At 70.8% G+C, this 24,742-nt stretch carries 19 protein-coding genes and 2 tRNA genes; 7 read left to right on the top strand and 14 right to left on the bottom strand.

Features of this window, described 5'->3' with window-relative positions:
- Positions 1-58: 58 nt before the first annotated feature.
- The 13 genes from G447_RS0101560 to pgm all read right to left on the bottom strand — a co-directional run bounded on the left by G447_RS0101560 (position 59) and on the right by pgm (position 12,713).
- Positions 59-541, bottom strand: coding sequence for a GNAT family N-acetyltransferase (locus G447_RS0101560; RefSeq protein WP_026429784.1), 483 nt, complete (start codon positions 539-541; stop codon positions 59-61).
- A gap of 59 nt (positions 542-600) precedes the next feature.
- Positions 601-2,043: a multicopper oxidase domain-containing protein gene (locus tag G447_RS0101555; RefSeq protein ID WP_026429783.1), complete on the bottom strand. Its 1,443-nt coding sequence runs from the start codon at positions 2,041-2,043 to the stop codon at positions 601-603.
- Positions 2,036-3,499, bottom strand: a complete 1,464-nt coding sequence (locus tag G447_RS10825; RefSeq protein ID WP_279378344.1) for a hypothetical protein — start codon at positions 3,497-3,499, stop codon at positions 2,036-2,038. Before G447_RS10825 ends, G447_RS0101555 begins: the two co-directional genes overlap by 8 nt.
- Positions 3,496-4,842: a membrane protein gene (locus tag G447_RS0101530; RefSeq protein WP_026429780.1), complete on the bottom strand. Its 1,347-nt coding sequence runs from the start codon at positions 4,840-4,842 to the stop codon at positions 3,496-3,498. The genes G447_RS10825 and G447_RS0101530 overlap by 4 nt, the downstream gene beginning before the upstream one ends.
- Positions 4,839-5,501: a hypothetical protein gene (locus tag G447_RS11655; protein ID WP_051226176.1), complete on the bottom strand. Its 663-nt coding sequence runs from the start codon at positions 5,499-5,501 to the stop codon at positions 4,839-4,841. Before G447_RS11655 ends, G447_RS0101530 begins: the two co-directional genes overlap by 4 nt.
- Positions 5,502-5,510: 9 nt before the next feature.
- The gene (locus tag G447_RS11650; protein ID WP_026429779.1) at positions 5,511-6,197 is read right to left on the bottom strand and encodes a hypothetical protein; all 687 of its coding nucleotides are present in this window, start codon (positions 6,195-6,197) and stop codon (positions 5,511-5,513) included.
- Positions 6,194-6,817, bottom strand: coding sequence for a hypothetical protein (locus tag G447_RS0101510; RefSeq protein WP_051226174.1), 624 nt, complete (start codon positions 6,815-6,817; stop codon positions 6,194-6,196). Before G447_RS0101510 ends, G447_RS11650 begins: the two co-directional genes overlap by 4 nt.
- Positions 6,818-6,823: 6 nt before the next feature.
- Complete coding sequence (locus tag G447_RS0101505; protein WP_026429777.1) at positions 6,824-7,201, bottom strand: hypothetical protein; 378 nt, start codon at positions 7,199-7,201, stop codon at positions 6,824-6,826.
- A gap of 314 nt (positions 7,202-7,515) precedes the next feature.
- Positions 7,516-8,859, bottom strand: a complete 1,344-nt coding sequence (locus G447_RS0101500) for a calpain family cysteine peptidase (RefSeq protein WP_026429776.1) — start codon at positions 8,857-8,859, stop codon at positions 7,516-7,518.
- Positions 8,856-9,173 carry a hypothetical protein gene (locus G447_RS0101495; RefSeq protein ID WP_005871403.1) on the bottom strand — a complete coding sequence of 106 codons (318 nt, stop codon included), beginning with the start codon at positions 9,171-9,173 and terminating at the stop codon, positions 8,856-8,858. Before G447_RS0101495 ends, G447_RS0101500 begins: the two co-directional genes overlap by 4 nt.
- A gap of 80 nt (positions 9,174-9,253) precedes the next feature.
- Positions 9,254-9,970 (bottom strand): hypothetical protein, encoded by a 717-nt coding sequence (locus tag G447_RS0101490; protein ID WP_131295642.1) that lies wholly within the window; start codon positions 9,968-9,970, stop codon positions 9,254-9,256.
- A gap of 17 nt (positions 9,971-9,987) precedes the next feature.
- Positions 9,988-10,722 (bottom strand): hypothetical protein, encoded by a 735-nt coding sequence (locus G447_RS0101485; RefSeq protein ID WP_131295640.1) that lies wholly within the window; start codon positions 10,720-10,722, stop codon positions 9,988-9,990.
- 314 nt (positions 10,723-11,036) lie between these two features.
- On the bottom strand, positions 11,037-12,713 hold the full coding sequence (pgm, locus tag G447_RS0101480) for a phosphoglucomutase (alpha-D-glucose-1,6-bisphosphate-dependent) (RefSeq protein ID WP_005871392.1): 1,677 nt from the start codon (positions 12,711-12,713) through the stop codon (positions 11,037-11,039).
- 315 nt (positions 12,714-13,028) lie between these two features.
- On the opposite strand from pgm, the gene G447_RS0101475 reads away from it, so the two are divergent.
- The 3 genes from G447_RS0101475 (at position 13,029) to G447_RS0101465 (ending at position 14,706) form a co-directional block, all read left to right on the top strand.
- On the top strand, positions 13,029-14,369 hold the full coding sequence (locus G447_RS0101475) for an AGE family epimerase/isomerase (protein WP_026429773.1): 1,341 nt from the start codon (positions 13,029-13,031) through the stop codon (positions 14,367-14,369).
- Between the two features lie 91 nt (positions 14,370-14,460).
- Positions 14,461-14,547 (top strand) — tRNA-Ser (locus G447_RS0101470).
- A gap of 69 nt (positions 14,548-14,616) precedes the next feature.
- Positions 14,617-14,706, top strand: a tRNA-Ser gene (locus G447_RS0101465).
- 236 nt (positions 14,707-14,942) lie between these two features.
- Here the strand turns inward: G447_RS0101465 and G447_RS12745 are convergent.
- Complete coding sequence (locus G447_RS12745; RefSeq protein WP_026429772.1) at positions 14,943-16,424, bottom strand: L,D-transpeptidase family protein; 1,482 nt, start codon at positions 16,422-16,424, stop codon at positions 14,943-14,945.
- 1,029 nt (positions 16,425-17,453) lie between these two features.
- Between G447_RS12745 and G447_RS0101455 the strand changes: the two genes are divergently transcribed.
- The 4 genes from G447_RS0101455 to G447_RS0101440 all read left to right on the top strand — a co-directional run bounded on the left by G447_RS0101455 (position 17,454) and on the right by G447_RS0101440 (position 24,737).
- A complete protein-coding gene (locus G447_RS0101455; RefSeq protein ID WP_026429771.1) occupies positions 17,454-20,729 on the top strand; it encodes a DNA polymerase III subunit gamma and tau in 3,276 nt (1,091 codons plus the stop codon).
- A complete protein-coding gene (gene recR / locus G447_RS0101450) occupies positions 20,730-21,323 on the top strand; it encodes a recombination mediator RecR (RefSeq protein ID WP_026429770.1) in 594 nt (197 codons plus the stop codon).
- A 96-nt stretch (positions 21,324-21,419) separates the two neighbouring features.
- Positions 21,420-23,021 (top strand): MFS transporter, encoded by a 1,602-nt coding sequence (locus G447_RS0101445; RefSeq protein WP_026429769.1) that lies wholly within the window; start codon positions 21,420-21,422, stop codon positions 23,019-23,021.
- Positions 23,022-23,204: 183 nt separating this feature from the next.
- The gene (locus G447_RS0101440; RefSeq protein ID WP_026429768.1) at positions 23,205-24,737 is read left to right on the top strand and encodes an MFS transporter; all 1,533 of its coding nucleotides are present in this window, start codon (positions 23,205-23,207) and stop codon (positions 24,735-24,737) included.
- Positions 24,738-24,742 lie beyond the last annotated feature (5 nt).

Below are 24,742 nucleotides of genomic sequence, written 5' to 3'. Positions count from 1 at the left end.
CGCAGGGCAGTGGGGGCTGCCACGGCACTGCCACGCGGGGCCCTCGCGGGGCCGGGCGTCACAGCCGCAGGAGCATGACGCCGTTGGCTTCGAGCCCTGGGACCTCGGTGAAGCCGAGGGACGTGTACAGGTCCTTGGAGAAGTTCCCCTCCTCCACCGAGAGGCTGATCTGCGCGGCGCCGCGCTCGCGGGCCTCGGTGAGGATCGCGCCCATGAGGGAGCGCCCGATGCCCTTGCGCCGTTCCGCTTCATCGACCCAGAGGGACAACTCGGGGGTCGCCTCGTCGACGAAACCGAAGCCGGGATGGTCGGCGGGCAGGAAGAGAGCCCACACGACCCCCAGCGCCTCCTCGTCGCGTTCGGCGACGATGCCGAAGTCCCCCCGCAGGGGATCCGGCTGCGTGTAGTGCGCGAACTCCGGGGTCCGGCGCACGTCGTCCATGGTGAAGCGCTGGCCGCACCAGTTGATGTTCCCCAGCGTCGCGCGCTCGAGCAGGTCTGTCTCGGTGGCGAACAGCGGTCGCAGGATCACAGAGCCCATAGGGCGATTGTAGGCGCGCGCCGGCGCCGTTGGGAAGGGGCGGGCACGGCCGGGCCCGGCTAGTCCGTCACCTCGAACACCCCGGTCTGGCCCTTCTCGGCCAGGGACAGAGCGTGGTTGACGAAAGCGTAGTGGCCGGCCTCCATGGGCGTGAACTCGACGAAGCCGCCCTCGGCTGCGCCCAGGGCGAGGACCTGGCCCCAGCCGCCTCCGCTGCCCCCGCCCCGGATCACGTAGGCGCCCTCGCGCCACACCGTGTCGAATTGGGTGCCCACCACGTGGTAGGTGATGGGAAGGTTGGGGCCCGCGTCCATGACCCACACGCGCACGCGCTCGCCGGTCTTGACCCCGATGGGGTGCGCCTTGTACTGGAAGGGAGTGCCGTTGAACGCCATGGCGTTGGGCTGTAGCGCGGAGAGCAGGGACGCGTCGGCGCTCTGGCCGTCTTGGCCGAGGTAGAGCTCGTTGGCGATCATCACGTACTCGTGGTCGACGGCGCCCAGGTCGGTGGGGTCGATGACGACGGCCCCGAACATGCCGTTGGCGATGTGCGTGGACATGGGCGCGGTCGAGCAGTGGTACAGCCAAATGCCCGCGTTGGCGGCGGTGAAGGTGTACTCCAGGGTCTCGCCGGGGTCGATGGAGCGCATGTTCTGGTCGGGGGAGACCAGTCCCGCATGGAAATCCAGGGAATGGCTCATGGTCCCGTTATTGACCAGGGTGATGTGGAAGGTGTCGCCGATGCGCCCGCGCAGGATGGGCCCGGGGGAGGTGCCGTTGAACGTCCAGTGGGCGCGGGTGAGGGTGTCGGTGACGTCGATGGTGCCCTCGGTGGCTGTGAACGTGTAGTGGCGCTCGGTGGCCGAGTCCGCGGGGGGCAGCACCGGGTCGCGCGCCTCGACGGCGGCGGCGTGCTCCTCCAGCTCCTGGGCGGTGGCGGGCCCGCCGGTGGCCGCCTGGTGGCCCGCGTGCCCGGAGTGGTCAGCGTGCCCGGGGTGGTCGGTTCCCCCGCCCGCCGTGGGCGCGCCGACCGCAGTGATGGTGAGCGTCATCCCGTGCTCGCGGTGGGCGGGGATCGAGCACCAGCCCTCCATGTCGGCTGAGATGACGCCCGCGTCCAGGGTGGCCGAGGCGCCGGGGGCCAGCACCCCGGATTCGACGCCGTTGGGGAGCACGAGGTCATGGCGCTGGTCCCCGGTGTTCGTGAAGGCGATGACGAGGCGGTCGCCCGCGGGCACTTCGATCCTGTTGGGGGTGAAGGCGAATCCGGAGACCCCGACCGCGACCTCGGTGGTGTGTCCGGTGGGCGCCACCTGGGCGGCGCCCCCTGTCGCGGTGCCCGTGCCCGCGGTGGTCTGCGCCCCGGGGGCCGACGGGTTCGACAGGAACACCGCCAGGGCCAGGGCAGCGACGCAGACCAGGCCCATGACGCCCATCGCCGTGCGGCTCAGGGGGTCGGCGTCACCTGCGGGGTTCTTGGGACGGGGTTTGCGGTCAGCCACGGAGACCTCCGGTGTTCGAGGGGGACGGGGACGGCGGCGCTGTGCGGGCGCGGGCCTGCGCGGCTCCCGCGCGCGCCATGAGGGCGATGTCCGCCAGGTAGGTGGCCAGGACGACGACCCAGCAGGCGGTGGCCAGGGGCGCGGCAGCCGGGGCCTGCGAGGCGGTGGCCGCCGCCAGGAGCACCAGGGCGGCATTGCGGGCGGCCTCGCGCATGGGGGCGGCGGCCTCGAGGGCCCCCACGCCGACGCGCACGGCGCGGGGCCCGCCTCCGATGACGACGGGCATGAGGTAGGTGAGGGCGCCGATGAACACTTGACCGAGCCCTCCCGCTCCGATGATCGGCAGCCACGGGAGGTTCGCGGCGCGCAGCTGTTCCCCCGTGCCGGTGACCCAGGCGTGCTGGGCGACGACTGCGACGCCGACGAGGATCCACGCGGTGCCCAGGCACATGGACCAGCTGCCGTACTCGGAGGGGCCTTTGCGCATGGCGGCGCGCGCCAAGGGGTAGACGATCCCGGCCGCCGCCGCCAATCCCACCAGGGCGAGGCCAGCGGCGACGGCGCGCATGTGTCCGGCGAGGGCGCCCGCGACGGCGGCGAGGAGCCCCGCCGCCCACACGGGCAGGGCCAGGGAGGCCAGGTCGACGGCGCGGGGGTCCATGCGGGTGCGCACCGCCGTGGGCCCCAGTGTGACGATTGTGCCGCCCATGGTGAGGCCCACCCAGCCGCCGACGCCCGCGATGGCATGGGCGACGGTGATGGTCGAGCGCGCCCCGACCAGCCACTGCGGCGCTGAGGCCGCGAACGCGGCGGTCACCACCAGGCCGGCCAGGAGGGCGGCGAGGACCAGGAACGCGGCGGCGGTCGCGTAGTAGCGCAGGACCACTGCGAAGCGGGAGGCCAGGCGGGTGCGCGCGGCGACGACCAGTGCGAGGCCGTGCCAGGCGGCCACTGCCCCGACCCCCGTGGCGCCGATGACGGCTCCGGGCGCCCACTGGGCCCACATGGAGGCGATCAGGACGACCAGGGCCGTGTTGAGGGCCAGGATCCTGCGGGTGTTGTCCCGCCCGGAGTGGCGGTCCCCGGGGGGCAAGCGCAGCAGGGCGCGCGCGAAGTACCAGGACCATTGGAGGATGCCGTTGGTGAGGACGCCCAGAGTCACCAGGTGGATGGTGGTCCACAGGGGCTGGGGCAGCGCCGTGCGGAGGACGGTCGTGGCGCCGGCCGCCAGTACTGCCAGGCACAGCCACACGGTGGTGAGGCGGTCGGTGCGGGCCGCGCGGGGGCGGCCCTGCGCCCCCGCGCGTTCGCCAGTGGGGCCGGGGGAGCCGATGGGGATGGTCCCTCCTTTGGCGGGCGCGCTGGAGGGGGTGTGCGCGTCGGTGGCGCCGGGGGCTGGGCGCTCCCCGCCTGGGGGTGTGGCGCTTCCGGGGGGAGGGCCGATGGTGGGGCTCATGCTCCCTCCCCGGTGGAAGGGGTTCGGGCCGTGCCGGTGGTGCTGTTGGCGGCCCGAGCGGTGCCAGAGGGCCCATCGGCAGGGTACTGGTCCCCTCCGTCCGCCTCCGCCTCGTCCGACGGGGCCCGGGCCGCCCGAGTGGCGCCCCTGGCAGCACGGATGGTGACGGTGAGTGTGGTGAGGACGAAGACGAGCATCCCGACCACGCCAAGGGCGCCGCCGAAGCGCCACGCGCCCGCGGCCCCGCGCGCCCCGGCCAGCAGCCGGACGGCCAGTGAGGCCTGGAGGAGGGCGAAGGGGATCCACATGGCCGGGTGGTAGGGGACCGGCCGCTTCGCGACGGCGGGGATGATGACGGGGGCGTGGGCGATCACCATTGAGACCACGAAACCAATGGTGAGGGCGTGGACGGCGGCGTCGTAGCCGTAGCCGTCGAAGACCGGAGGGGCGACCACCCACATGAGCGCGGGCACCAGTGCCCAGCCGTAGCCGCACAGCATGGAGGCGGCCGCCAGGCGCGGCACTCCCGCGACCCTGATGGTACGGCGCGCCACGTCGTGCCAGGCGGCATCGGCGGACACGACGCCCAGGGCCAGGCCCAGCACAGGGTAGCCGACCGCAGGGGCGAAAAGGGTGAGCGGCAGGGCGAGTAGAACAACGCACACCTCCGCGGTGATCCGCCGCTCGGTGGAGCCCGCCAGGAAGTTCAGCCGCGCCAGCTCCAGGCGCTCCCCGATGATGGTGACGACCAGGAACATGAGCCACCAGGGGACGATGGCGGCCACTTCGAGGCCGCGCCACCACGCCAGGGCGCCGCCCAGGCCGATGAGCGCCCCGACCATTTGGACGAGCACCGCGTAGGATGCCTGGCGGCGGCGCCAGACGTGCGCGTAGACGCAGACCAGCAGGACCATTCCGGTGGTGATGAGGAGCCCGGGCGCCATGCGAGAGCTCTGGAACCCAGCGAGGTGGGCGGCCAGGAGGCGGGGGATGGGCATGGCGGCCATCGCCTCGCGCAGACCCGCGTTCAGAGCGAGGACGACGGCGCAGGCCCCTCCCGCGCCTGTGGCGAGGGGAGCCAGGTAGGCCCACCGTTTGGGGCCGTCCGAGCTCGTCCGCACGGCGACGGCGCGTTCCAGGCAGATCGCGGTCCCCAAGAAGCCGTACACCATGAGCAGACCGTGGACGGCGCCCAGGTCGGTGGAGGGGACGGGGGCCGTGGCCGCCAGGCGGACCAGGGCGGCGTCGAGGCCCGCGAGCAGGCAGATCCCCGCGAAGAGCAGGAAAACGAGCCGCCCGGCTGGCAGTCGGGGGTTCGCGGATGGAGCCTGGGGGCGGGTCACGTGGCCTCGTTTCTCTCCTCGTCCTCTGAGTGCGGGCGGGCGCTGGCGCTACTCCCACGGTAGGTGAGGCTTGCCTGAACGGCCAGCGGAGCGGGGGCGCCATCGGCGGAGGCTCGGCCGTTGTCCGCGGGCGCGGCCCCCTCTTTCCGGGGCAATGGGTCGACGAGGCTGATGGCGGGGTCGTGGAGGGGCCCGGACTGGGCGGCAGTGCGTGTATCGTCTTGCCCGTTCTCGGGATGACGGACGCGGTGGCGGGCCAGGACGAAGGCCCAGGCGACTCCTGCGAGAGCCGTCAGGGCACTGAGTTGGATGTGGTACGGCGTCACCCGGGTGGAGAACGATGTTTCCGAGGCGCGGAGTGCGATCATGCTGCCTGCCACGATGGCGCTCCACACCAGGACGACGACGAGCGGCAGGGCCGCCGCCCGCAGGACGCTCGTGCGCTGTTCGCCCTTCTGGGCGCTGCCGTCCGCGCGCGCCAAAGGGAGTGGCCGCAACCACGTCATGAGGGGGATGAGGGTGAGGGGGCCCGCCAGGACTGTGAGCAAGGCGAATCCGGGGATGTTCGGCGTGAATATCGGCAGGGCGACGCAGAGGAGCACGAGGAGTGCGCAGTACTTCGCCAGCGCCTTCGCCCGCTCGCCGCGATCATTGTCCATGGTTGCTCCTCAGGGCTCGTCGGTGTTCGTTGTCTCGTCGTCCCCTGCCGGGGTGGGCGCGTGCGCGCTTTGCGGTGCGGCGCGCGATTGGGATGTGGTGGCGCCCGAGGCGGGGTCCGGGTCGTTGTAGGGCGCGTCGTCCCGGCCGCCCCACAGGTGGGGTGGTGGGTGGAGGCCGGGGATGAGTTTGTTGCGCCAGAGGATGGGCGGGTCGACGGTGAAAGCGGGGTCGGGGGCGAAGCACACGGTTGCCCACGGCCAGTCTGTGCCGAAGAGGATCCCCGGCCCGTGGACTTCCTCGAGGGTGAAGGAGCCGACTCCTTCGACGGACATGGACTCGCCCGCGTGCAGAGTCCGGGTCGTGGGCTCGGGGTGGTCCTCTTCGTCTTGTTCTCTTTGGAAACCGACGAGGACGCGCGCGGATTGGATGCCGAAGAACGTGGAGACGTCGTTGAACCCCACCCACGCGTAGCGTCCGTTGGTGGCCATGCCGATGCGCGAGTCCCCCGTCGGGGGTATCGCAATCCGTTCCTTGACGCGGCTGTCGGCCCTGGAAATGTGGATGCTGCTTGGGCACGACGCGGCCTCCTGTGGAGGGGAGTCCAGGCGCAGGTGGGCGGATAGGAGGTCGTTGAGCACTAGGAGTGCCACGCACACCGCGCACGCGCTCCACTTCACTCCCTTCCGCGCGCTCATGGTGTCTGTTCCTGGCCCGGGGACGCCTCGTCGGTGGATAGGGGAGAGTTCTCGGCGGGGGGCCGACCGCCGCTGGCCGGAGAGGCCCCCTCTTTCCGGGGTAGCGGGTCGACGAGGCTGATGGCGGGGTCGTGGAGTGGCCCGGACTGGGCGGCAGTGCGTGTATCGTCTTGCCCGTCCCCGGGGTCGCGGTCTGTGGGGCGGTGGGCGTCGATCCACGCGAGGAGGAGCGCCCACGCCGCGCCTCCGATCGCGTTGATGACGGCGAGTTGGATGACGTAGGGCGTGACGGTCACCCGTGATACACCCCGGGTGAGGTGGATCGCGAGGGCGGTTATCGTATAGCAGCCCACCCACCACGCGAGGACGCACAACTGGGCGATGAGGGCTTGGGCGAATGGGGGCCGGGCAGGGGGCCACAAGTGGCGCGTGCGCAGCCAGGTCGGCGGATACGCCTGGAATCCCGTCATAACGGGAATGGGGAGTACAGCTCCGATGTACAGGGTGAAATAGGACAGGGTCCCGCCCGACACCGATGCGGCAATGGTGGCGATGAGCACGAGGGCCGTGGTTCTCGCGGCAACGGCGAGTCCTCGCGCACGGGTCCGGCGAATGTCCATGGTCCCTCAGCGCCCTCCGGTGGTTGTCGTTCCAGCGTCCTCCGCTGTGTCGGCTGCGGGCGCGTTCGGCGCGGTACTGGACTGGGGTGTGGTTGGTGGTGCAACGTTTCGGGGGGCTGGTGGGGCGGTGGCGCCCGAGGCGGGGTCCGGGTCGTTGTAGGGCGCGTCGTCCTGGCTCCCCCACAGGTGGGGTGGTGGGTGGAGGCCGGGGATCAGTTTGTTGCGCCAGAGGATGGGCGGGTCGACGGTGAAAGCGGGGTCGGGGGCGAAGCAGAATGTTGCTCGCGAGGTGGCCGGGCCGAAGACGAAGCCCGCAGGTTCAACCTGCTCCAATGTGAACGCGCCGATATCGGGTGCGGTGTAGGTGTCACCGATGTTCAGCAACTTCGCTGGGCTCTCCTGGTGCCCTTCGTTCCCTCGAAAAGCCGCACTAGCATATGCGCGCTGATGGCCGAACACGATTTCCATATCAGCAACATTTAGCCATGCGTAATTCCCGTTGGAATCACTCCCAATGGGAGTGTTTCCAAATGGGTCATGAGAGCTGTGCCCCGCTTTTGTGATGTGAATGCCGCTTGGGCACGACTGCGCCCCCGGCGGCGGGGAGTCGAGCCGCAGACAGGCGCACAGGAAATCGTTGAGCAGAAAGAGCGACACGCAAGTGACGCCCGCGCCGTACCCGATCAGCTTCCTCGAGATCATGGAATCCGCCCATACGTGTACGACATGAAGCAGCGCCTGTAATCGTCCCATGACATCCGGAACGTGCCGCCGACTTGCGGCTTGTTGTTCGCGGGACTTCCCGAGCCGCCGGCCTCGTTGTTGTGCCCCCATGGGTTGGAGATTGTGATTCCTCCATCATCCGCTGCGATCACCGTGTACGCGTGTGCCGCCTCGATAGTGATCGTCTTACGGGTTCCATCGACTTCGACCTCCGCGGTGTGGGACACGGGCGAAGTCTCCGTTGTCACTGGATGACCTTGGTCGAGTGCGAATTCAATGTGCTGGGGTATTCTCTCCGCTTTAACGGGGTCGTTGGTGATGATTGCGATTCCTCCCTTGTGCCCCGATAACACGTGCATTCCTACTGCGCTGAATCCGCTGCCCGCACCGAGTGAGTAGAGGGACTGGGTACCCGCCGGGCACGTCTGGGCCAGGGCCGATTCGAAGATGGAGGCGATGTTCGGTTGAGCGCCGTTGGCGCCCCTCACATAGGTGTCGGACACGAAAACCGTGTCCTCCCCCGATGGGTTGGGGTCGTGCGGCGTCCCAGGCATCGTGACCAGGAAGCCATCGACCGCGCCCTCGGCATCCCGGTGGACCCGCACCAGCGAGTAGAGGTAGTCGCGGCCCCGCTGCGTCTGCGCGAACGCCCCGACGGAGGCCAGGAAGTAGCAGTCCCCGATGCTCCCCTGCGCAATGGCGAACGGCGGGTGGGAGCCGTGCTCGATCTCCTCGGCCAGCGAGTCGAGCGTGCCCTGGGACATGGCGCGGAGCTCGCTGGCGTTGAACGGGGATTGATCCGCGTCGTCAGGCTTCCGTATGTCCACCGGCTCCACGTGCAGTGCCTCGCGCAGGACCGCCGCGCAATCCGCCTCCGCCTCGGCGCGCCTGGCCTTCACATCGCCGTATAGTGCCTGCAACAAGGCGAACTGCGCGTCAATCGCGGAGGACTGCTCCCACGCCTCGGACCACGACAACCCGTCGTAGTAGGCGTCCAACTGCTCGGCGCGGTACCGGATGTCCGCGACCTCCCAGTACTGGTTGTAGCAGACTCCAGCGAACGCCTCGACGGCCTGGTACGCGCGCGACAAGCCCTCGCACAGGGCGTCCATCTGGCCGCGCTCGGCTACAACCGTGCTCACGAACTCCTCCTGGGCTTTCCCCTGCCACTCGGTGTAGCCGTGCAGCGCGTAGCCCAGGTCCTCGTAGATCGAGAGCGCCTTGGTGTGCCACTCGCGCAATTCGCTGGCGAAGTGGTTGATCGTGCTCGTGTGGCCGGGCAGGTCGGGGAAGTAACTGGCGTAACGGAAGAGCCTCATGGGTGGTGCCCCTTCTGCATCGGGTCGAACGCCCACTCGAGGTCCTTGGCGATATCGGCGTCAGTGGCCGCAGTCGCCTGCTTGGTGTGCTCAAGGGCCTCCGCCGTGTGATCCGCCCAGAGGGCCCCGTCCTGGTGGCGCTGCCAGCCCCCGTCCAGCAGCACGCCTATCGCGTCGTCGATGCCGTCGCACCCGAAGACCTCGGCGCCGGGCTGCGCGGGCCGCACGATGGCGCGCTGGGCCGAGGCGATCGCCTCGACACGGCGCTTCAGTGACTCGAGTTCGTCGATGTCGATGTGGAACCCACTGCTCACGGCGCCTCCCCGCAGTGTTGGAGTACCAGGTGCGCTCCCAGACTACGCCGGCGGCTGCGCATGTGGGAAGACCCTGGCGCTCAGATCCGACCGGTCCACTCCCTGAGCGCTCCGATCCCCTCCGGGCTGGCCAGGCGCCCGCGCTCCCCGGGGTGCTGGGCCACCTGGATGATGAGGGCGATGACGGCGTCGCGGGAAGTCGGCCTATCGAAGCGGGCGGGCATGACCTGGGCCTCGAGCGCCTCCTCGAGCGCCGCAGCCGCTCTCCTGTCCCCGGGGGCCACGGTCGGCAGGTCCGACCACCTCGCCGTCCATGCGTCCCCGCGCGCGGGCAGGATGGTGATCCGCGTGTCGTTGACGAGGACGCGCGGCCTGAGGTGGGACTGCGACAAACGGAGCACGAGCCCGCCGATGCCGGATGGCACGGCGCAGGCGCCGAACACGGTGATGTCGATCCCCGTTCCCGGAGCCCAGGCGGGCGGGAGGAAAGCGGTCGCGCCCAAGGCGGTCAGCAGCAGGGTCGCTCCCCAGTCGGCCACCACCAGCGCCCACGGCGAGCTCAAGTGGAAACCGTCCGCGCCCCACCGCCAGTAGCGCTCGGGGCGCACGTTCATACGGCGGGTCACATGGTTGCAGGCGAACGCGGTGAGCGCCCACACCATGACTCCCACGCGGTAGTACGTGGCGTAGCGCGCTGCTGGTCCGGCCCCGTCGGACAGGAAGAAGGGGAAGGCGAACGCGAGCAGCAGCAGCGACCCCTGGTACACGCAGCTTGAGGTCCAGTCGTTGGAGAACACCGCCGCCACCTCCCGGATCAGAGGATCTTCGCGAGCACGGCGGCGCCTTCGGCGGTTCCCAGCGCCCTGCGCTCGATGGGATGGCGGGCGAGCAGGGACACGGTCCGCTGCAGGTAGCTGTGCCCGCAGGGGGCTCCGTGCATGCCGATGAGCCATCCACTGTGGGTGCGGTTGTCCATGTGGACGCAGGAAAGGCCCCGGGAGTCCGTGATCTCCGTGCGCTCGTCCCATTCCGCGGTCCATTGGTGCGCGCTGTTGCACCGCACGCTCAGTAGGGCGGGAGACACGAAGACCTCCGGCAGGAACGGCCGGAACAGGAACGGCCGTACCACCGCCCCCGCGGACTTGAGGAGCACCATGAGCAGCCCTGGAGCGAGCATGACGCGCACGGGCGGCGTCACGACACGCGTGTAGGCCAGGAACCACAGGACCGCCGGTGACAGGACGACCAGGCCGAGGCCGGTCACGGTGTGGGTGAGGGCCAGGGACCCCGGTGTTTTGAGCAGGTACCCGCCTTCCACGCGCCGCCAGCGCCGGGGCGCGCTGCTCTCGACGGCCAGGGTGTGCCAGTCGTCGATCGTTATGAGGAGCGTCATGGCGCCCAGCAGTGCGAAGAGGGCGCCGCGCTGGAGCGAGCCAATGGCGAACATGACGACGCAGACCGCAGCGCACACCACGGACGCCCCCAGAGAAGCACGCATCCCAGCGCGCCGCAGGTCGTCAGCCGTGCCGCACAGATAGTTCTTGCGCACCGCTGCTCCCATCCTTCATCCTCGCAGGGCGGTCCTGGTCCCATGGTATGGGCGGCCTTGGAGCGGTTCCCCTTCCTCCGCCGCGTGGGACTGACTCCTACGCGGTGGCCCTGGTGAACGGCTTCAGGACCCCTTCCCCGTCCACGCGGGGTGGACGCGATCAGGAAAGGGGCCCGGCGGATAGGGGACCGACCCGAGGCGGAAGGGCCGCCGGGGCGCCCACTGGAGGGGTTCCCGGCGGCCCTGACGCGGTTCCGCCGCTGCGCCGCTACCGCGCGGGTGCGGCGGTCGCGGGGCAGCTCATGGGGGCGCGCTCACGCCCCCAGTGCGTCGGACACCAGTTTCTTCGCGGCCTCCTGGACCTCGGCCAGGTGCTCGGCGCCCTTGAAGGACTCGGCGTAGATCTTGTACACGTCCTCCGTGCCGGAGGGGCGGGCGGCGAACCACGCGTACTCGGTGGCCACCTTGAGGCCGCCGATGGGCGCATCGTTGCCGGGGGCGCGCACCAGCTTCGCCGTGATGGGATCGCCCGCCAGTTCGGTGGCGGTCACGTCGTCGGCGGACAGGGCGGCCAGCTTCGCCTTCTCCTCGCGGGAGGCCGCGGCGTCGATGCGCGCGTAGGCGGAGGCGCCGAAGCGCTCGACCTGCTCGGCGTGCAACTGCGACGGCGTCTTGCCCGTGACCGCCAGGATCTCTGAGGCCAGCAGCGCCATGATGATGCCGTCCTTGTCGGTGGACCACACGGTGCCGTCCTTGCGCAGGAACGAGGCCCCCGCGCTCTCCTCGCCGCCGAAGCCGACGGTCCCGGACAGCAGGCCGGGCACGAAGTGCTTGAAGCCCACGGGCACCTCGACCAGCTTGCGGCCCAAGGAGGCCACGACGCGGTCGATGAGGGCCGAGGACACCAGGGTCTTGCCCACCGCGCAGTCCTCGCCCCAGCCGGGGCGGTGGCTGAACAGGTACTCGATGGCGACGGCCAGGAAATGGTTCGGGTTCATCAGCCCGTCGGGGGTGACGATGCCGTGGCGGTCCGAGTCCGCGTCGTTGCCGGTGGCGATGTCGTAGGGGGTGTTGCCCTCGGCGTCGGGGGTCATCGCCTGGCGCAGGGAGGCCATGGCGTAGGGGGAGGAGCAGTCCATGCGGATCTTGCCGTCCCAGTCCAGCGTCATGAAAGGCCACGCGGGGTCGACCTTCGGGTTGACGACCGTGAGGTCCAGGCCGTAGCGCTCGCCGATGGCCGCCCAGTAGTCGATGGACGCGCCACCCAGCGGGTCGGCGCCGATGCGCACGCCCGCCGCCCGGATCGCCTCGATGTCGACGATCTGGTCCAGCTGTCCCACGTAGAAGTCCAGGTAGTCGAAGGGCGTGATGCTGGGGTGGTGGAGCAGGTCGGAGCCCACCACGCGGGGCACCTCGCGCCACTGCCCCGACTCCAGCAGCTCGTTCGCGCGGGCCGCGATCACACTGGTGGCGTCCGTGTCGGCGGGGCCGCCGTGGGGGGGATTGTACTTGAAGCCGCCGTCGCGCGGCGGGTTGTGGCTGGGGGTGACGACGATCCCGTCGGCCAGGCCGTCGCCGCTCGTGCGCAGCTGCCCGGGGGCGCCGTTGGCGCCCAGGATGGCGACGGAGACGGCGGGGGTCGGCGTGTAGGAGCCGCGCGAGTCGATGCGCGCGTCCACGCCCGCACCGGCCAGCACCTCGAGCGCGGTGCGCCACGCGGGCTCGGACAGGGCATGGGTGTCGCGCCCGATGAACAGGGGGCCGTTGACCCCCTGGGAGGCGCGGTACTCGACGATCGCCGCGGTGATGGCGACGATGTGCGCCTCGTTGAACTTTCCGTCCAAGGAGGAGCCGCGGTGGCCGGAGGTGCCGAATACCACCCGCTGGTCCACGTTCGCGGGATCGGGCTCGACATCGTAGTAGGCCGAGATGACATCGTCGACGTTGATGAGGTCTTCAGGAAGGGCTGGTGTGCCTGCTCGTTCATGCATGCTCCCAGTGTGACATTGCCCGCCCTCGTTTCGGAACCCCTGTCCCACGCCGTGGAATGAGAAGGGCGTCACAGCATGTCGTCACCAGTTCTCCGGGCTGTGGCCCCTCCCGCCACGGCCGCACGGCGGTGCGTCCGAGGCTTCCCCGGCCTCGTGGGCCGGAACAGAGCCGACGGCGCGGCGGAAGTGCCCATGGGGAGGCCGCCCCGGCCTCGTTGGCCGGAAGTCTGCGCGAACGAGGTGGGCGGGCGCTACCCTGGTTCCAGGCCGACGCAGTGTCGGCGCCCGCAGACGAAGAAGTCAGGAGGAAGGCCAATGGGCTGGTTCGACTCGCTCGAGCACAACAGGTGGCTGTCCACGCAGATGCAGGCCCTCATCGCCGAGGCGGAGGGCGCGATCGTGCCAACCGGGTTCGCGCACCTGGACGCCGAGGGCAAACCCGATCCGACCAGGTCCATCGACCTCGCGGTCACGGGGCGCATGGCCTACGTGTTCTCACTGGGCGTGCTCATGGGGCTGCCCGGAACCCGCCGCTACGCGGACCACGCCGTCAAGGCGCTGTCCACCTACTTCACGGACCCGGTCAACGGTGGCATGTGGGTGTCGATCAAGCCCGAGGCCGACGCCGACGGGCACGGCGTCCCCTGGGACGAGGACGGGCGCGTGAAATCCCAGTACCACACCGTGTACGCGCTGCTCGGCGCGGCTGCGGCGGCCGTCGCCAACCGACCCGGGGCGCACGAGCTCCTCAACTCAATGCTCGACGAGCAGAAGGAGCACTGGGCCGACGACTACGGGCTCGTGTGGGACCAATACGACGAGGCGTTCACCGCGCCCGTCCCCGTCCACACGCTGGGCACGCTGATCCACACGATCGAGGCGTACATGGCCGCCGCCGAGGCCACCACGGAACCCGAATGGCTGGACCGCGCCGAGAAGATGGCCGCCTTCGCCCACAAAATCGCCTCCAAGAACGACTGGCGCGTCCACGAGTACTACGACGAGGAGTGGAACCCGAGCCCTGGGGGCGGGAAGCTCCTGAACGACGGGCGCCGCCACTACGACGGCTACGTCACCGGGCACTCCATGCAGCTGGCCCGTTTCGCCCTGCAGGTCCGCTCCGGCTTGCGCTCGATGGGGTGGGCGGTGCCCGACTACCTGCTCGAGATGGGGACCGAGCTCTTCGAGCGCGCCCGCGTCGACGGGTGGCGCCGCACCGACGGCTGCCCCGGGTTCGCCACCGTCGTGGACGACGAGGGCGACCCCGTGCCCGGGGAGGACGAGCACCAGCAGTGGGTCGTCTGCGAGGGCGTGTGCGCGACCGTCGCGATCCGCCGCGCCATGCTGGACGACGGCTCCCGCGTCTCCGAGGTCGAGCACTTCGAGCACTGCTACAGGTCCTTCGTCGACTACATCCACGACTACCTGATCGGCCAGCCGGGCCGCTGGGTGCGCCGCCTCGGCCCCCGCAACGAGAGCGTCCAGCCTGCGAAGTCCTCCCGCTGGGACGTGTACCACGCGATCCAGGCGACGCTGGCGATCCGGGTGCCGCTGTGGCCGCCCACGGCCCCCGCCCTCTCCCGGGGCCTCCTCGACCACCCCGAGGAGCCGGCGCCCGACAAGAAGTCCTGGAACTTCTTCGGCCTGCGCGGTTAGGGCCCGCCCGGCGCCCGCCCCACGGCGGCGGACGGGGCTGACCACGGCGGGTTTTCGCGTCCGCCCGCCGTCCTGTAGGATCGAGCCGTCTGGAGGGCTGTCCGAGCGGCCGAAGGAGGCGGTCTTGAAAACCGCTGTGCCAGCAATGGCACCGGGGGTTCGAATCCCCCGCCCTCCGCGGCCGACCGCAGATCACACGGCCAGCGCCTCGCGCGGGGCGGCGAAGTGTTCTAAAGTGGTCGGCACTGGAGACGTCGCATAGTCCGGTCGAGTGCGCCTCCCTGCTAAGGAGGTAGGGGTGCATAGCCCCTCGCGGGTTCAAATCCCGCCGTCTCCGCCCCTGGCCCCGGGATCCCATTGGGATCCCGGGGCTTTTCCGTCGGGGGTCATCGCGATCCCATCGGCGCCGCGGTGCGATCCCCCGGGGCAGGCGGAGCCCGCACGGCCCCATCCGGGGCCCACGGCGCCGGGGCGGGGACTCCTCACGGTGGGGCCGGCCCCCGCCTCGTCGGCCGGGTGGATGGGGCGAGGCGGAACACCGCGGACGCGGCCCCGGCCTCGTGGAACGGAGGATCAGTAGATCGTCACGTAGGTCCCCGAGGGGATCGTGTCGTGGAACCACTTGGCGTCCTCGTAGCGCAGGCGCACGCACCCGTGGGAGACGTGCCCGCCCAGAGTCCCGTCCATCACCGTGTAGGTCCCCTGGTAGTACAGGACAGAGTGGAACAGGTAGTCGCCCGAGAACTGGGTCCACCAGTACGCCGTGTACCCGTGGCCGAAGGACGGGCCGCGGCTCTTGATGGTGAAGGTCCCCTTGATCGTGGGGGTCGACGGTTTGCCCACCGAGCACGGCATGTCGGTCAGCGGCTGCCAGGAGTCGTCGGCCCAGTAGAACGTCATGCAGTGCGGGGCGTTGGTGTCGACGACCACCAGGTAGTTCGTGGGGCTGTACAGGGTCTTCGCGTAGTTCCAGTCCGCCTCGAAGTCCGCGCGGCCCGAGACCCAGAAGCCCTTCCACCGGTCGAAGTAGTTCCACGCGCCGTTCACGACGGCCCACCCCCCGGGGACCATCGCCCCGCCGCGGTCGGGATCCAGGTAGTACCAGCTGCTGCCGTCCTGCAGCCACCCGGAGGCCAGGGCCCCGGACGAGTACAGGTAGTACCAGGAGCCGTCGGTCTGCACCCAGCCGGTCCGCATCGCGCCGTCGGGGCCCGCGTAGTACCACGTGCCATCCGCGATGAACCAGCCCGAGGCCATCGCCCCGCTGCCGCCCAGGTAGTACCAGGCGCCCGCCCAGACCCACTTCGACGCGGCCATCGCGCCCGAGGACTCGAAGTGGTACCAGGTCCCGTCGATCTGGAACCAGCCGGTGACCATGGCGCCACCGGAGGTCATGAAATACCAGGAGCCGCCGGTGGGGAGCCAGCCGGTGTCCATCGCCCCGTTGTCGGCCAAGTGGTACCAGGTGCCACCCTCCCAGTACCAGCCGGTGCGCACGCCGTTCTTGGTCGACACGTACCACACGCCGTTGGGATCCTTGTACCAGCCGACCGGGACGTACCCGTCGGCGGTGAAGGCGTAGCGGCGTCCCTCCACGTCGAAGACGCCGTTCTTCAGCAGCGTGCCGTCCGGCAGTTCGTAGCTCCATCCGGCTCCGCGGCGCACCCACTTCCCAGTGGCCGGGTTCGGCGGCTCGGGCTCCCCGTCCTCTCCCGACGAGGCGGGAGTGCCGTCAGCAGGCCCGGCGTCGGGGCCGTCAGGGGCCTGCGGGGCGGCGTCCCGGTCCTGGGGGTCGGTGGTCTGGCTCTGGGGATCTGTGGTCTGATCCTGGGGGGCGGGTCGCGCCTCGTCCCCGTTCTGCGCCGCAGGGGCGGACTGTGGGGCGGACTCACCGCCGGGGGCCGAGGCGCCCGCCGTGCTCACCGCCGGACCACCGGATGCTGCTCCGCTGTCCAGACTGTCGGCCATCGCGGCCAGGGGGGACAGGCCGGCGCACACGAGTGCGGCCGCGGTTGCGCCGATGCAGCGGAGGAAGCGGATGCGGATTCTACTCATGATTGCACCTCACTCGAATGGGATGAGTCAATCCTATGCGTTATGAGGAACCACAGGGCAGGGTTCTTGGTGCGTTCGCCCCATTGTTGCCGTCTTGTTGCCTTCGAGGCGGGGGCGGTGGGAATGGAGGTGGGGCGTCCCATTGCTGCCGGTTGCGAGTCGGAGACGGAGGCCGGGGCGCCCAGCTGTTGCGGATCGGGGGCTGGACGGGGACATGGGCGGCGCCTGGCTGCTGCGGGTCGAGGTGGAGCGGCGTCCCGTTTCGAACGGAGACGGCGACTGGCTCCGCGCACGTTGCCGGTCGGGGCTGCTCGGGCTGTTTTGCGGGCGATTCCGTGGTTTCAAAGGGAAGTCTCTCACCTGGGGCGGGCACAGTGGACTGTTTTGCAAGCGAAGTGGAGTTCTCAAAGGGATACCGTCACTTTGCAAGTGTTATAACGCTTGCAAAGTGTTGTATCCCTGTGAAAGTGGAGGTATCGCTGTGAAAGCGGGGCCCACCGTGTCGGTACCGCTGTGAAGGCGGAGGTGTTGCTGTGAAAACAGGCCGTGGTACGCAGCGCCCGGGTTCAAGCGCTCGCCGGCAAGGTGTTTCCAGTGTGGAACACCGTTCCTGACTGACAGGCGCTGCGCGTTCCGGCGTCCGAGGGGCAGGCCAGCCCCGCCACAGAACCCTCCCGAGCCCAACGGAGGGCATTGGGGCAGGAAACCACCTATTGGGGCAGGTTAGCCCACATTGGGGCAGGTTAATAACCTGCCCCAATGTGGGCTAACCTGCCCCAATGCGACAGTGCACCCGCCCCAGCAGTGCCCGGCTGCGGAGAAGCTGCTCCCATTGCCTACCCTGATGACCCGTTGCCTACTCCGATGAGGGGCCCGCCCAGCCCGGTGGGGCTCGCCCGCCCCGGCGGCGCCCGACGTGCTCGCCCCGCGCCCCGGGGCCGGGGTGGGCGGGCCCGTCCTCGGCGCCCGGATTCCCGAATCCCTGGGGGAGGGCACGCGAACGCCCCCGCCACCGTTTACCCTGGAGGGGTGACAACAGCTTTGTACCGCAGGTACCGCCCCGACACTTTCGACGAGGTGATCGGCCAGGAACACGTGACGGAGCCGCTGAAAGCGGCGCTCCGGGCGAACCGCGTGACGCACGCCTACCTGTTCTCGGGCCCGCGCGGCTGCGGCAAGACGACGTCCGCGCGCATCCTGGCGCGCTGCCTCAACTGCGCGCAGGGGCCCACGGACGCGCCGTGCGGCCAATGCGCCTCGTGCGAAGAGCTGGCGACGGGCGGCTCGGGCTCCTTGGACGTCGTCGAGATCGACGCGGCCTCCCACGGCGGCGTGGACGACGCCAGGGATCTGCGCGAGCGCGCCACTTTCGCGCCCGTGCGCGACCGCTACAAGATCTTCATCATCGACGAGGCCCACATGGTGACGAACCAGGGCTTCAACGCGCTGCTCAAACTGGTGGAGGAGCCCCCCGAGCACGTGAAGTTCGTGTTCGCCACGACTGAGCCCGAGCGCGTCATCGGCACGATCCGCTCGCGCACCCACCACTACCCGTTCCGGCTGGTGCCGCCCGACGTGCTGGGCCCGTACTTGAAGGAGCTGTGCGCCCAGGAACGCGTTCGCGTCGGCGATGGCGTGCTGCCGATGGTGATGCGCAGCGGCGGGGGATCGGTGCGCGACACCTTGAGCGTGCTCGACCAGCTCATGGCGGGCGCCATCGACGGCGAGGTCTCCTACACCACTGCGGTGGCGCTCCTGGGGTACACGGACTCGGCGCTGCTCGACGAGTCGGTGGATGCCCTGGCCGGTGGCGACGGGGCCGGCGCGTACAGGGTCGTGGAGCGCATGGTCGAGTCCGGGCACGACCCGAGGCGCTTCGTCGAGGATCTGCTCCAGCGCCTGCGGGACCTGCTGATAATCGCGGTCGCGGGCGACGGGGCGCGCGATGTCCTCTCCGACGCCCCCGCCGACCAGTTCGAGCGGATGCAGTTGCAGGCGAAGAACTGGGGCCCCAAGGGCTTGTCGCGCGCCGCCGACCTGGTCGACGAGGCGTTGCGGTCGATGACTGGCGCGACTTCCCCGCGCCTGCAGTTGGAGCTCCTGGTGGGCCGCATCCTGGTGCCTGTTGCCCCCGCGCAGCCGGAGGGGGCGCTGGAGGGCGCCGTCGGCCTGGTCGGCGGCGGTTCCCCCCACGAGGCCGCGCCGGTTGGCCCGGATACCGCCTTGGGCGCTTCGGGCGGGGAGGCCCGGGGCGAGGGGCGTTTCGGCGCCCGCCAGGCCCGCGAGGAGTTGGAGCGCGCGAGGCGCAAGCGTGAGGCGGGGGAGCGGGGCCACAGCACCCGCCGCGGCGATGGGGTGGCGGCCCCCGGGGCGCGAGGGCCCGAGCGCGGTGGGCGCGCCCAGGACTCGGCGGGGTGGGCGCGCGCAGAGACGGAGCCCAGGCCCTCGGCGCCGACGTGGGCGGACGCTCCCGAGGGGGGCGACGGCCCGGCGGGATCCGGTTCTGTGCCCGCGTGGGGGGGGCCGGAGGCTGGGGCGCCGGCCCCGCAGGGCGCAGGCGCGGACAGCAGGGACCGCGGCAGCGCGCGCGATGGCGAGCGCCGCGATGACAGGCGGGGCCGCAGCGGCGCGCGCGATGGCGAGAACCACGGCGACCGGCAGGGGGGCGGCGCCCCCAGGGGTAGTGCCCGCGACCACGGCGGCGCCCGGGTGGGCTCGCGCGCGGATGGCGCGGACAGCACGGATGGTGGCGGGCAGCGCGGCGCCTCCAGCTCCTCGGACGCCGACATGCTGCGCGGCCGGTGGACCGAAGTAGTGGAGCGGCTCGCCTCCATCAGCCGCGTCACCTGGTCGATGGTGGGGGGCAACGGCCAGCTCGGTGCCGTGGACGGAACCGAAGTGGTGGTGCTCTTCCCGGTCGAGGCGATGGTCGGGGCGTTCACGCGTGGGAACCGCGCGGGCGATGTCGAAAGGGCCATCCGCGAGGCCACAGGACTGAAGGTGACTGTGTCCGCCCAGGTCGGCCAGGCCGGCGGGGGCCAGACAGTGACCGGGCCGTCGGCCCAGGCGGCCCACCCCCAGGGCGGAGCGCGCAGATGGGTGTCCCAGCCGCCCCCTTTTGACGGTGCCGCCCCCGGGGCGGCTGAGCGGAGCAACGCGGACGCCTTCACCGCGACGGGTTCTCCTACCACGGCGGGCGCCCCCACTGCGATGGAGGAGCCCGCCCCCCGAGCGTCCGATGGGTGGCCTGAACCCGCGGGTGTCCAGTCGGCTTCCGGGCCCGCGGCGCCTCCCGCCGGTCCGGCTCCTGCGGAGGGCGGCGGATGGCCCGAGCCTGCCGGGGTCCCCGATGATCTCCAGCACGGCACGGACTCGCGGAGCGGAGCGGCCCCGTCGGCGCCGACCGGCCGCGCTGTCCGAACGGCTCAAGGGGCCCCCCGAGAAGGAGCAGGGGCATCGCACGACGGGGCAGGGGCCGCGCGCGGAGGGGAAGTCCCGCGGGGAGAGGCGGCGCCACAGTCCGGAACAGGCTCGCATGGAGACGGGCACGCAGGGGGCGTCGCGGCCGCCGAGGGCGCTGCGCAGCGGTCCCGGCGCAAGCGCGCCTTCACGGTCTTCACCTATCCCGGCGACGAGGAGGCGCCCGGAGGCGGCCACAACGCGCAGGACCGGGGGAGCCCGGCATCGGCCCACAGTGCGCAGGACCGGGGGAGCCCGGCATCGGCCCACAGTGCGCAGGACCGGGGGGATCCTGCCCCCGCCCCGCAGTGGAGCGGGCCCGCGCGCGACGGGGCCCCGGATGCCCCGCCCGTTTCGGCCCGGACCCCGGAGCCTGCTCCCCGCGACCCGTCCCTACCCGACGAGCCTGCTTTCGTGGACGGACCGGACGATGACTGGGCGGACACGACCCCTTCCCCCGCGGTTCCCAGTGGGTGGTCCGAGGCGGTGGCGGTCCCCGGCGGCGCCAGCGTATCCTTCGAGGACGCACCCGCCCCCCGGGCCCCGTCGCCGTCGCGCGGAGGGACCCCGGATGCCCCGCCCGCCGCCTGGCCCCCGTCGCCCGCAGCGCGTGCCGCGCAGGAGGAACACCCACTGCCCACCGGTCGCCAAGCCGCTGAGGCGGCGCTCCGCGAGCGGGCCCTCCGCGCCCCGGCCCCGGGGCCGCGCGTGGGCGCCGCGGACGACGACTCCGCCAGTATCGACGACGAGGACATCTCCGACTCCTCGGTCGTCGGCCTCGCCGCGGTCCTGGAGGTGCTCGGCGGGCGCGTGATCGAAGAGAAGACCACCGAAGGGACCTACTGAATGTACGAGGGCGCCCTCCAAGACCTGATCGACGAGTTCGGCCAGCTGCCCGGCATCGGCCCGAAGTCCGCCCAGCGCATGGCCATCCACGTCCTGGAGGCGGACGAGGACGACGTGGCGCGCCTGGTCGATGCCATCAACGCGGTCCGCACCCGCGTGCGCCACTGCGAGATCTGCGGCAACGTCACGGAGGAGCCGACCTGCTCGATCTGCCGGGACGCGCGCCGAGACCCCACGAAGGTCTGCGTCGTCCAAGAGCCCAAGGACATCCAGGCGGTCGAGGCCGCCCGTGTCTTCCGGGGGCGCTACCACGTGCTCGGAGGGGTCATCGACCCGATCCACGGGATCGGCCCCGAGCAGCTGAGCATCGCGGCGCTCATGAAGCGCCTGGGCGAGGGCGAGATCACCGAGGTGATCCTGGCCACTAACCCGAACGTCGAGGGCGAGGCGACCGCCGCCTACTTGGCCCGGATGCTCTCCACCATGGGGATCGAGACCTCGCGCCTGGCGATGGGCCTGCCCATGGGCGCGGACCTGGAGTACGCCGACGCGGTGACACTGGGCAGAGCGCTGGAGGGCCGCCTGCGCGTGTGAGGGCCTGCGCGCGGACGGGGGCGACCGGCGCTGATCCACGCGCCCGCGTGTGAACTGCGCGGTGTTCCACGTGCGCCGCACGGACCCGGGTTAGGCTTGCTCTCCGTGGAATCGGACGCTCCCCTGCAGAACGCCCCCGCCTCCGGCGATGCCCCCGCCGCACGGCCGGAGCCCTTCACCCCCCGGCAGTGGGGGATCCTCGGCGTGCTCACGCTGGCTGTCATGCTGCTGGCGATCGACGGCTCTGTCCTCTCCCTGGCGGTGCCCTCGCTGAGTGCCGACCTGGACCCCACTGCGAACCAGATCCTGTGGATCGGCGACATCTACTCCTTCGCCATCGCGGGGCTGCTGGTCACTGTCGGCAATATCGCGGACCGTTACGGCCGCAAGCGGACCCTGCTGGTCGGTGCCACCGGTTTCGCAGTGGCCTCGCTGCTGTGCGCCCTGTCGCCAGACGCCAACGTCCTCATCCTCGGGCGCTTCCTGCTGGGGGTCTTCGGCGCTGCGATCATGCCCTCGACCCTGTCGATCGTGCGCGACACTTTCGACGACCCGTGCCAGCGCACGCGGGCGATCGCGATCTGGTCGATCGGCACCACGGGGGGCGCGGCGCTGGGCCCGCTGTTGGGTGGCTTCCTGATCGAGCACTTCCGGTGGTCCAGTGTCTTCTTCATCAATCTGCCGATCATGGTGCTGGTCCTGGCGGTGGGCGTCCCCATGCTGCGCGAGTCCTACGGGAACCGCGAAGCCAATGTCGACATCGCGTCCTCGGTGCTGTCCATCCTCACGATCGTGCCCATCGTCTACGTCGTCAAAGAGGCGGCCCACGGCGGCTTCGGGTGGCCCCAGGCCCTTGCCCTGGCCCTCGGAACCGCCAGCGGCTGGGCGTTCGTGCGCCGCCAGCGCCGCCTCGAGCACCCCCTCCTGGACCTCGGGCTCTTCCGCATCCCCGCCTTCTCCGGCGCCGTGCTCACTGCGGGCATCGCGATCTTCGCCCTGGTGGGCCTGCTGTACTTCTTCTCCCAATACCTGCAACTCGTCCGGGGCATGGCCCCCCTGGCCGCCGGACTCGTCGAGATGCCCGCGACCGTCACCGGCATCCTGGCCGCGCTGACGGCTCCGCGTCTGCTGCCGAGGCTGGGGCAGGGCGGGGCCATCGCATTGGGAACCGCGCTGCTGGGGGTGGGCATGGGCATCGTCGCCGCCGCCGAGTCCGTTCCCGGCATCGTCCTCATCCTGGTCGGCGTCGGGATTCTCGGTTTCGGCTCGGGCCTGTCCATGACGCTGTCGACGGACGCGATCGTCGGAGCCGCCCCCACCTCGCGCGCCGGAGCGGCCTCGGCGATCTCCGAGACCGCCTACGAGCTGGGGGCCGCCTGCGGAATCGCCGTCCTCGGGTCCGTGCTCTCCTCCTACTACCGGTGGTTCGTGGCACTGCCCGACGACTTCGAGTCCGCCCACGGCGCGGGCGCCTCGGACTCCCTGGCCCGGACCCTGGAGGCGCTGGGGGCCAGCGGGACCGCCGGAGCGGACGGGGTGCCCCCCGGCGGCTCCGACCCTGTCCTGGCTGAGGCGGCGCGGCTCACCTTCGCCCACGGCATGCAGGCGACCGCGGTGTTCGCGGTCCTTCTGTGCCTGGCTGCCGCACTCGTCGCGTGGCGGGCCATCCCGTCAGGGCCCGCGCGGACGGGGGAGTGAGGATTCCGGGGCGGGACAGCGCGATCCCGCCCCCGGGCCCCGCGCCTACGGGGCCGCCCGGGCCGGGAGCGGCACCGGTGAGCTTTCGCACCAATTGGAGGGGAAGCCCGCCGAACTGCGAATCGTGGCGCCGACCAGTTGTTAGACTCGAACGGCCACGCACCCCTTCGACGGAAGACCACTATGTCTGTTCAATCCTCGTCGCAGGCGTTCACCGGGCGCCAGTGGGGCATCCTCGGCGTCCTCACGATGGCCGTCATGCTGCTGGCGATCGACAACTCCATCCTCTCCCTGGCAGTGCCCTCGCTGAGCGCCGACCTGAACCCCACTGCGAACCAGATCCTGTGGATCGGCGACATCTACGCCTTCACCATCGCGGGGCTGCTGGTCACCGTCGGCAATATCGCGGACCGCTACGGCCGCAAACGGGTGCTCCTGGTCGGGGCGGCCGGTTTCGCCGCCGCATCCCTGGTCTGTGCGCTCGCCCCCACGGCTGAGATCCTCATCCTGGGCCGTTTCCTCATGGGAATCTTCGGCGCTGCGATCATGCCCTCGACCCTGTCGATCGTGCGCGACACTTTCAACGACCCGTGCCAGCGCACGCGGGCGATCGCGATCTGGTCGATCGGCACCACGGGGGGCGCGGCGCTGGGCCCGCTGTTGGGTGGCTTCCTGATCGAGCACTTCCGGTGGTCCAGTGTCTTCTTCATCAATCTGCCGATCATGGTGCTGGTCCTGGCGGTGGGCGTCCCCATGCTGCGCGAGTCCTACGGGAACCGCGAAGCCAATGTCGACATCACGTCCTCGGTGCTGTCCATCCTCACGATCGTGCCCATCGTCTACGCGATCAAACAGATCGCCCACGGCCTGTTCGACACGACCCTGGCGATCGGCCTCGTGCTCGGCCTCGTCTCGGGCGTCCTCTTCGTCAGGCGCCAGATGAGCATGGAGCACCCGCTGTTGGACCTGTCGCTCTTCCGCATCCCCGCGTTCACGGGCGCGGTCCTGGGCTCAGCGGCCTCAGTGTTCGCCCTGGTGGGCCTCGTGTACTTCTTCTCCCAGTACCTGCAACTGGTGCGCGGTCTGTCCCCTCTGGCCGCTGGACTCGTCGAGATGCCCGCGACCGTCACCGGGATCCTGGCCGCGCTGGCGGCCTCCCGCGTGCTCGCGAGGCTGGGGCGGGGCCACGCCATCGGATTCGGGGGCGCGTTCATGACCCTCGGCCTGGGCATGGTCGCCGTCGCCGCGTCCGTGTCGGGCGTCATCATGATCATGGTGGGCGTCGGAGTCCTGGGATTCGGCGCGGGCATGGCCTCGACGCTGACCACGGACGCCATCGTGTCCGCCGCGCCGCGCGAGCGCTCAGGGGCAGCCTCGGCCATCTCCGAGACGGCCTACCAGCTGGGCGCCGCGTTCGGCATCGCCATCCTGGGGTCCATGCAGTCGGCGCTGTACCGCTGGTTCGTGGCCCTTCCCGCCGACTTCGACCAGGTCCACGGGAGCACAGCCGGTGACTCCCTGTCGGGCACACTGGGGGTCCTCGACCTGGCCGACCCCGCCGACGCCGCCGTCGCCGAGGCCGCGAAGACGGCGTTCACCCACGCCATGCAGATCACCACGGTGTTCGCCCTGGTCCTCATCGCGGCCTCTGCGGCAGTCGTGTGGAGGGTCATCCCCTCGTCCAGGCCCGACAGGGGAACGCCCCGGGACCACTGAACGGC

Source organism: Schaalia georgiae DSM 6843 (assembly GCF_000429245.1).
Taxonomy (GTDB): domain Bacteria; phylum Actinomycetota; class Actinomycetes; order Actinomycetales; family Actinomycetaceae; genus Pauljensenia; species Pauljensenia georgiae.
Note: the sequence above shows the minus strand (reverse complement) of the source record. Positions and strands in the feature narration are given on the sequence as shown.

Excerpts from the sequence above, each read along its gene's own strand:
- G447_RS0101560 (WP_026429784.1), bottom strand. The coding sequence starts at position 541 with ATGGGCTCTGTGATCCTGCGACCGCTGTTCGCCACCGAGACAGACCTG.
- G447_RS10825 (WP_279378344.1), bottom strand. The coding sequence starts at position 3,499 with ATGAGCCCCACCATCGGCCCTCCCCCCGGAAGCGCCACACCCCCAGGC.
- G447_RS11655 (WP_051226176.1), bottom strand. The coding sequence starts at position 5,501 with ATGGACAATGATCGCGGCGAGCGGGCGAAGGCGCTGGCGAAGTACTGC.
- G447_RS11650 (WP_026429779.1), bottom strand. The coding sequence starts at position 6,197 with ATGAGCGCGCGGAAGGGAGTGAAGTGGAGCGCGTGCGCGGTGTGCGTG.
- G447_RS0101510 (WP_051226174.1), bottom strand. The coding sequence starts at position 6,817 with ATGGACATTCGCCGGACCCGTGCGCGAGGACTCGCCGTTGCCGCGAGA.
- G447_RS0101500 (WP_026429776.1), bottom strand. The coding sequence starts at position 8,859 with ATGAGGCTCTTCCGTTACGCCAGTTACTTCCCCGACCTGCCCGGCCAC.
- pgm (WP_005871392.1), bottom strand. The coding sequence starts at position 12,713 with ATGCATGAACGAGCAGGCACACCAGCCCTTCCTGAAGACCTCATCAAC.
- G447_RS0101475 (WP_026429773.1), top strand. The coding sequence starts at position 13,029 with ATGGGCTGGTTCGACTCGCTCGAGCACAACAGGTGGCTGTCCACGCAG.
- G447_RS12745 (WP_026429772.1), bottom strand. The coding sequence starts at position 16,424 with ATGAGTAGAATCCGCATCCGCTTCCTCCGCTGCATCGGCGCAACCGCG.
- recR (WP_026429770.1), top strand. The coding sequence starts at position 20,730 with ATGTACGAGGGCGCCCTCCAAGACCTGATCGACGAGTTCGGCCAGCTG.
- G447_RS0101440 (WP_026429768.1), top strand. The coding sequence starts at position 23,205 with ATGTCTGTTCAATCCTCGTCGCAGGCGTTCACCGGGCGCCAGTGGGGC.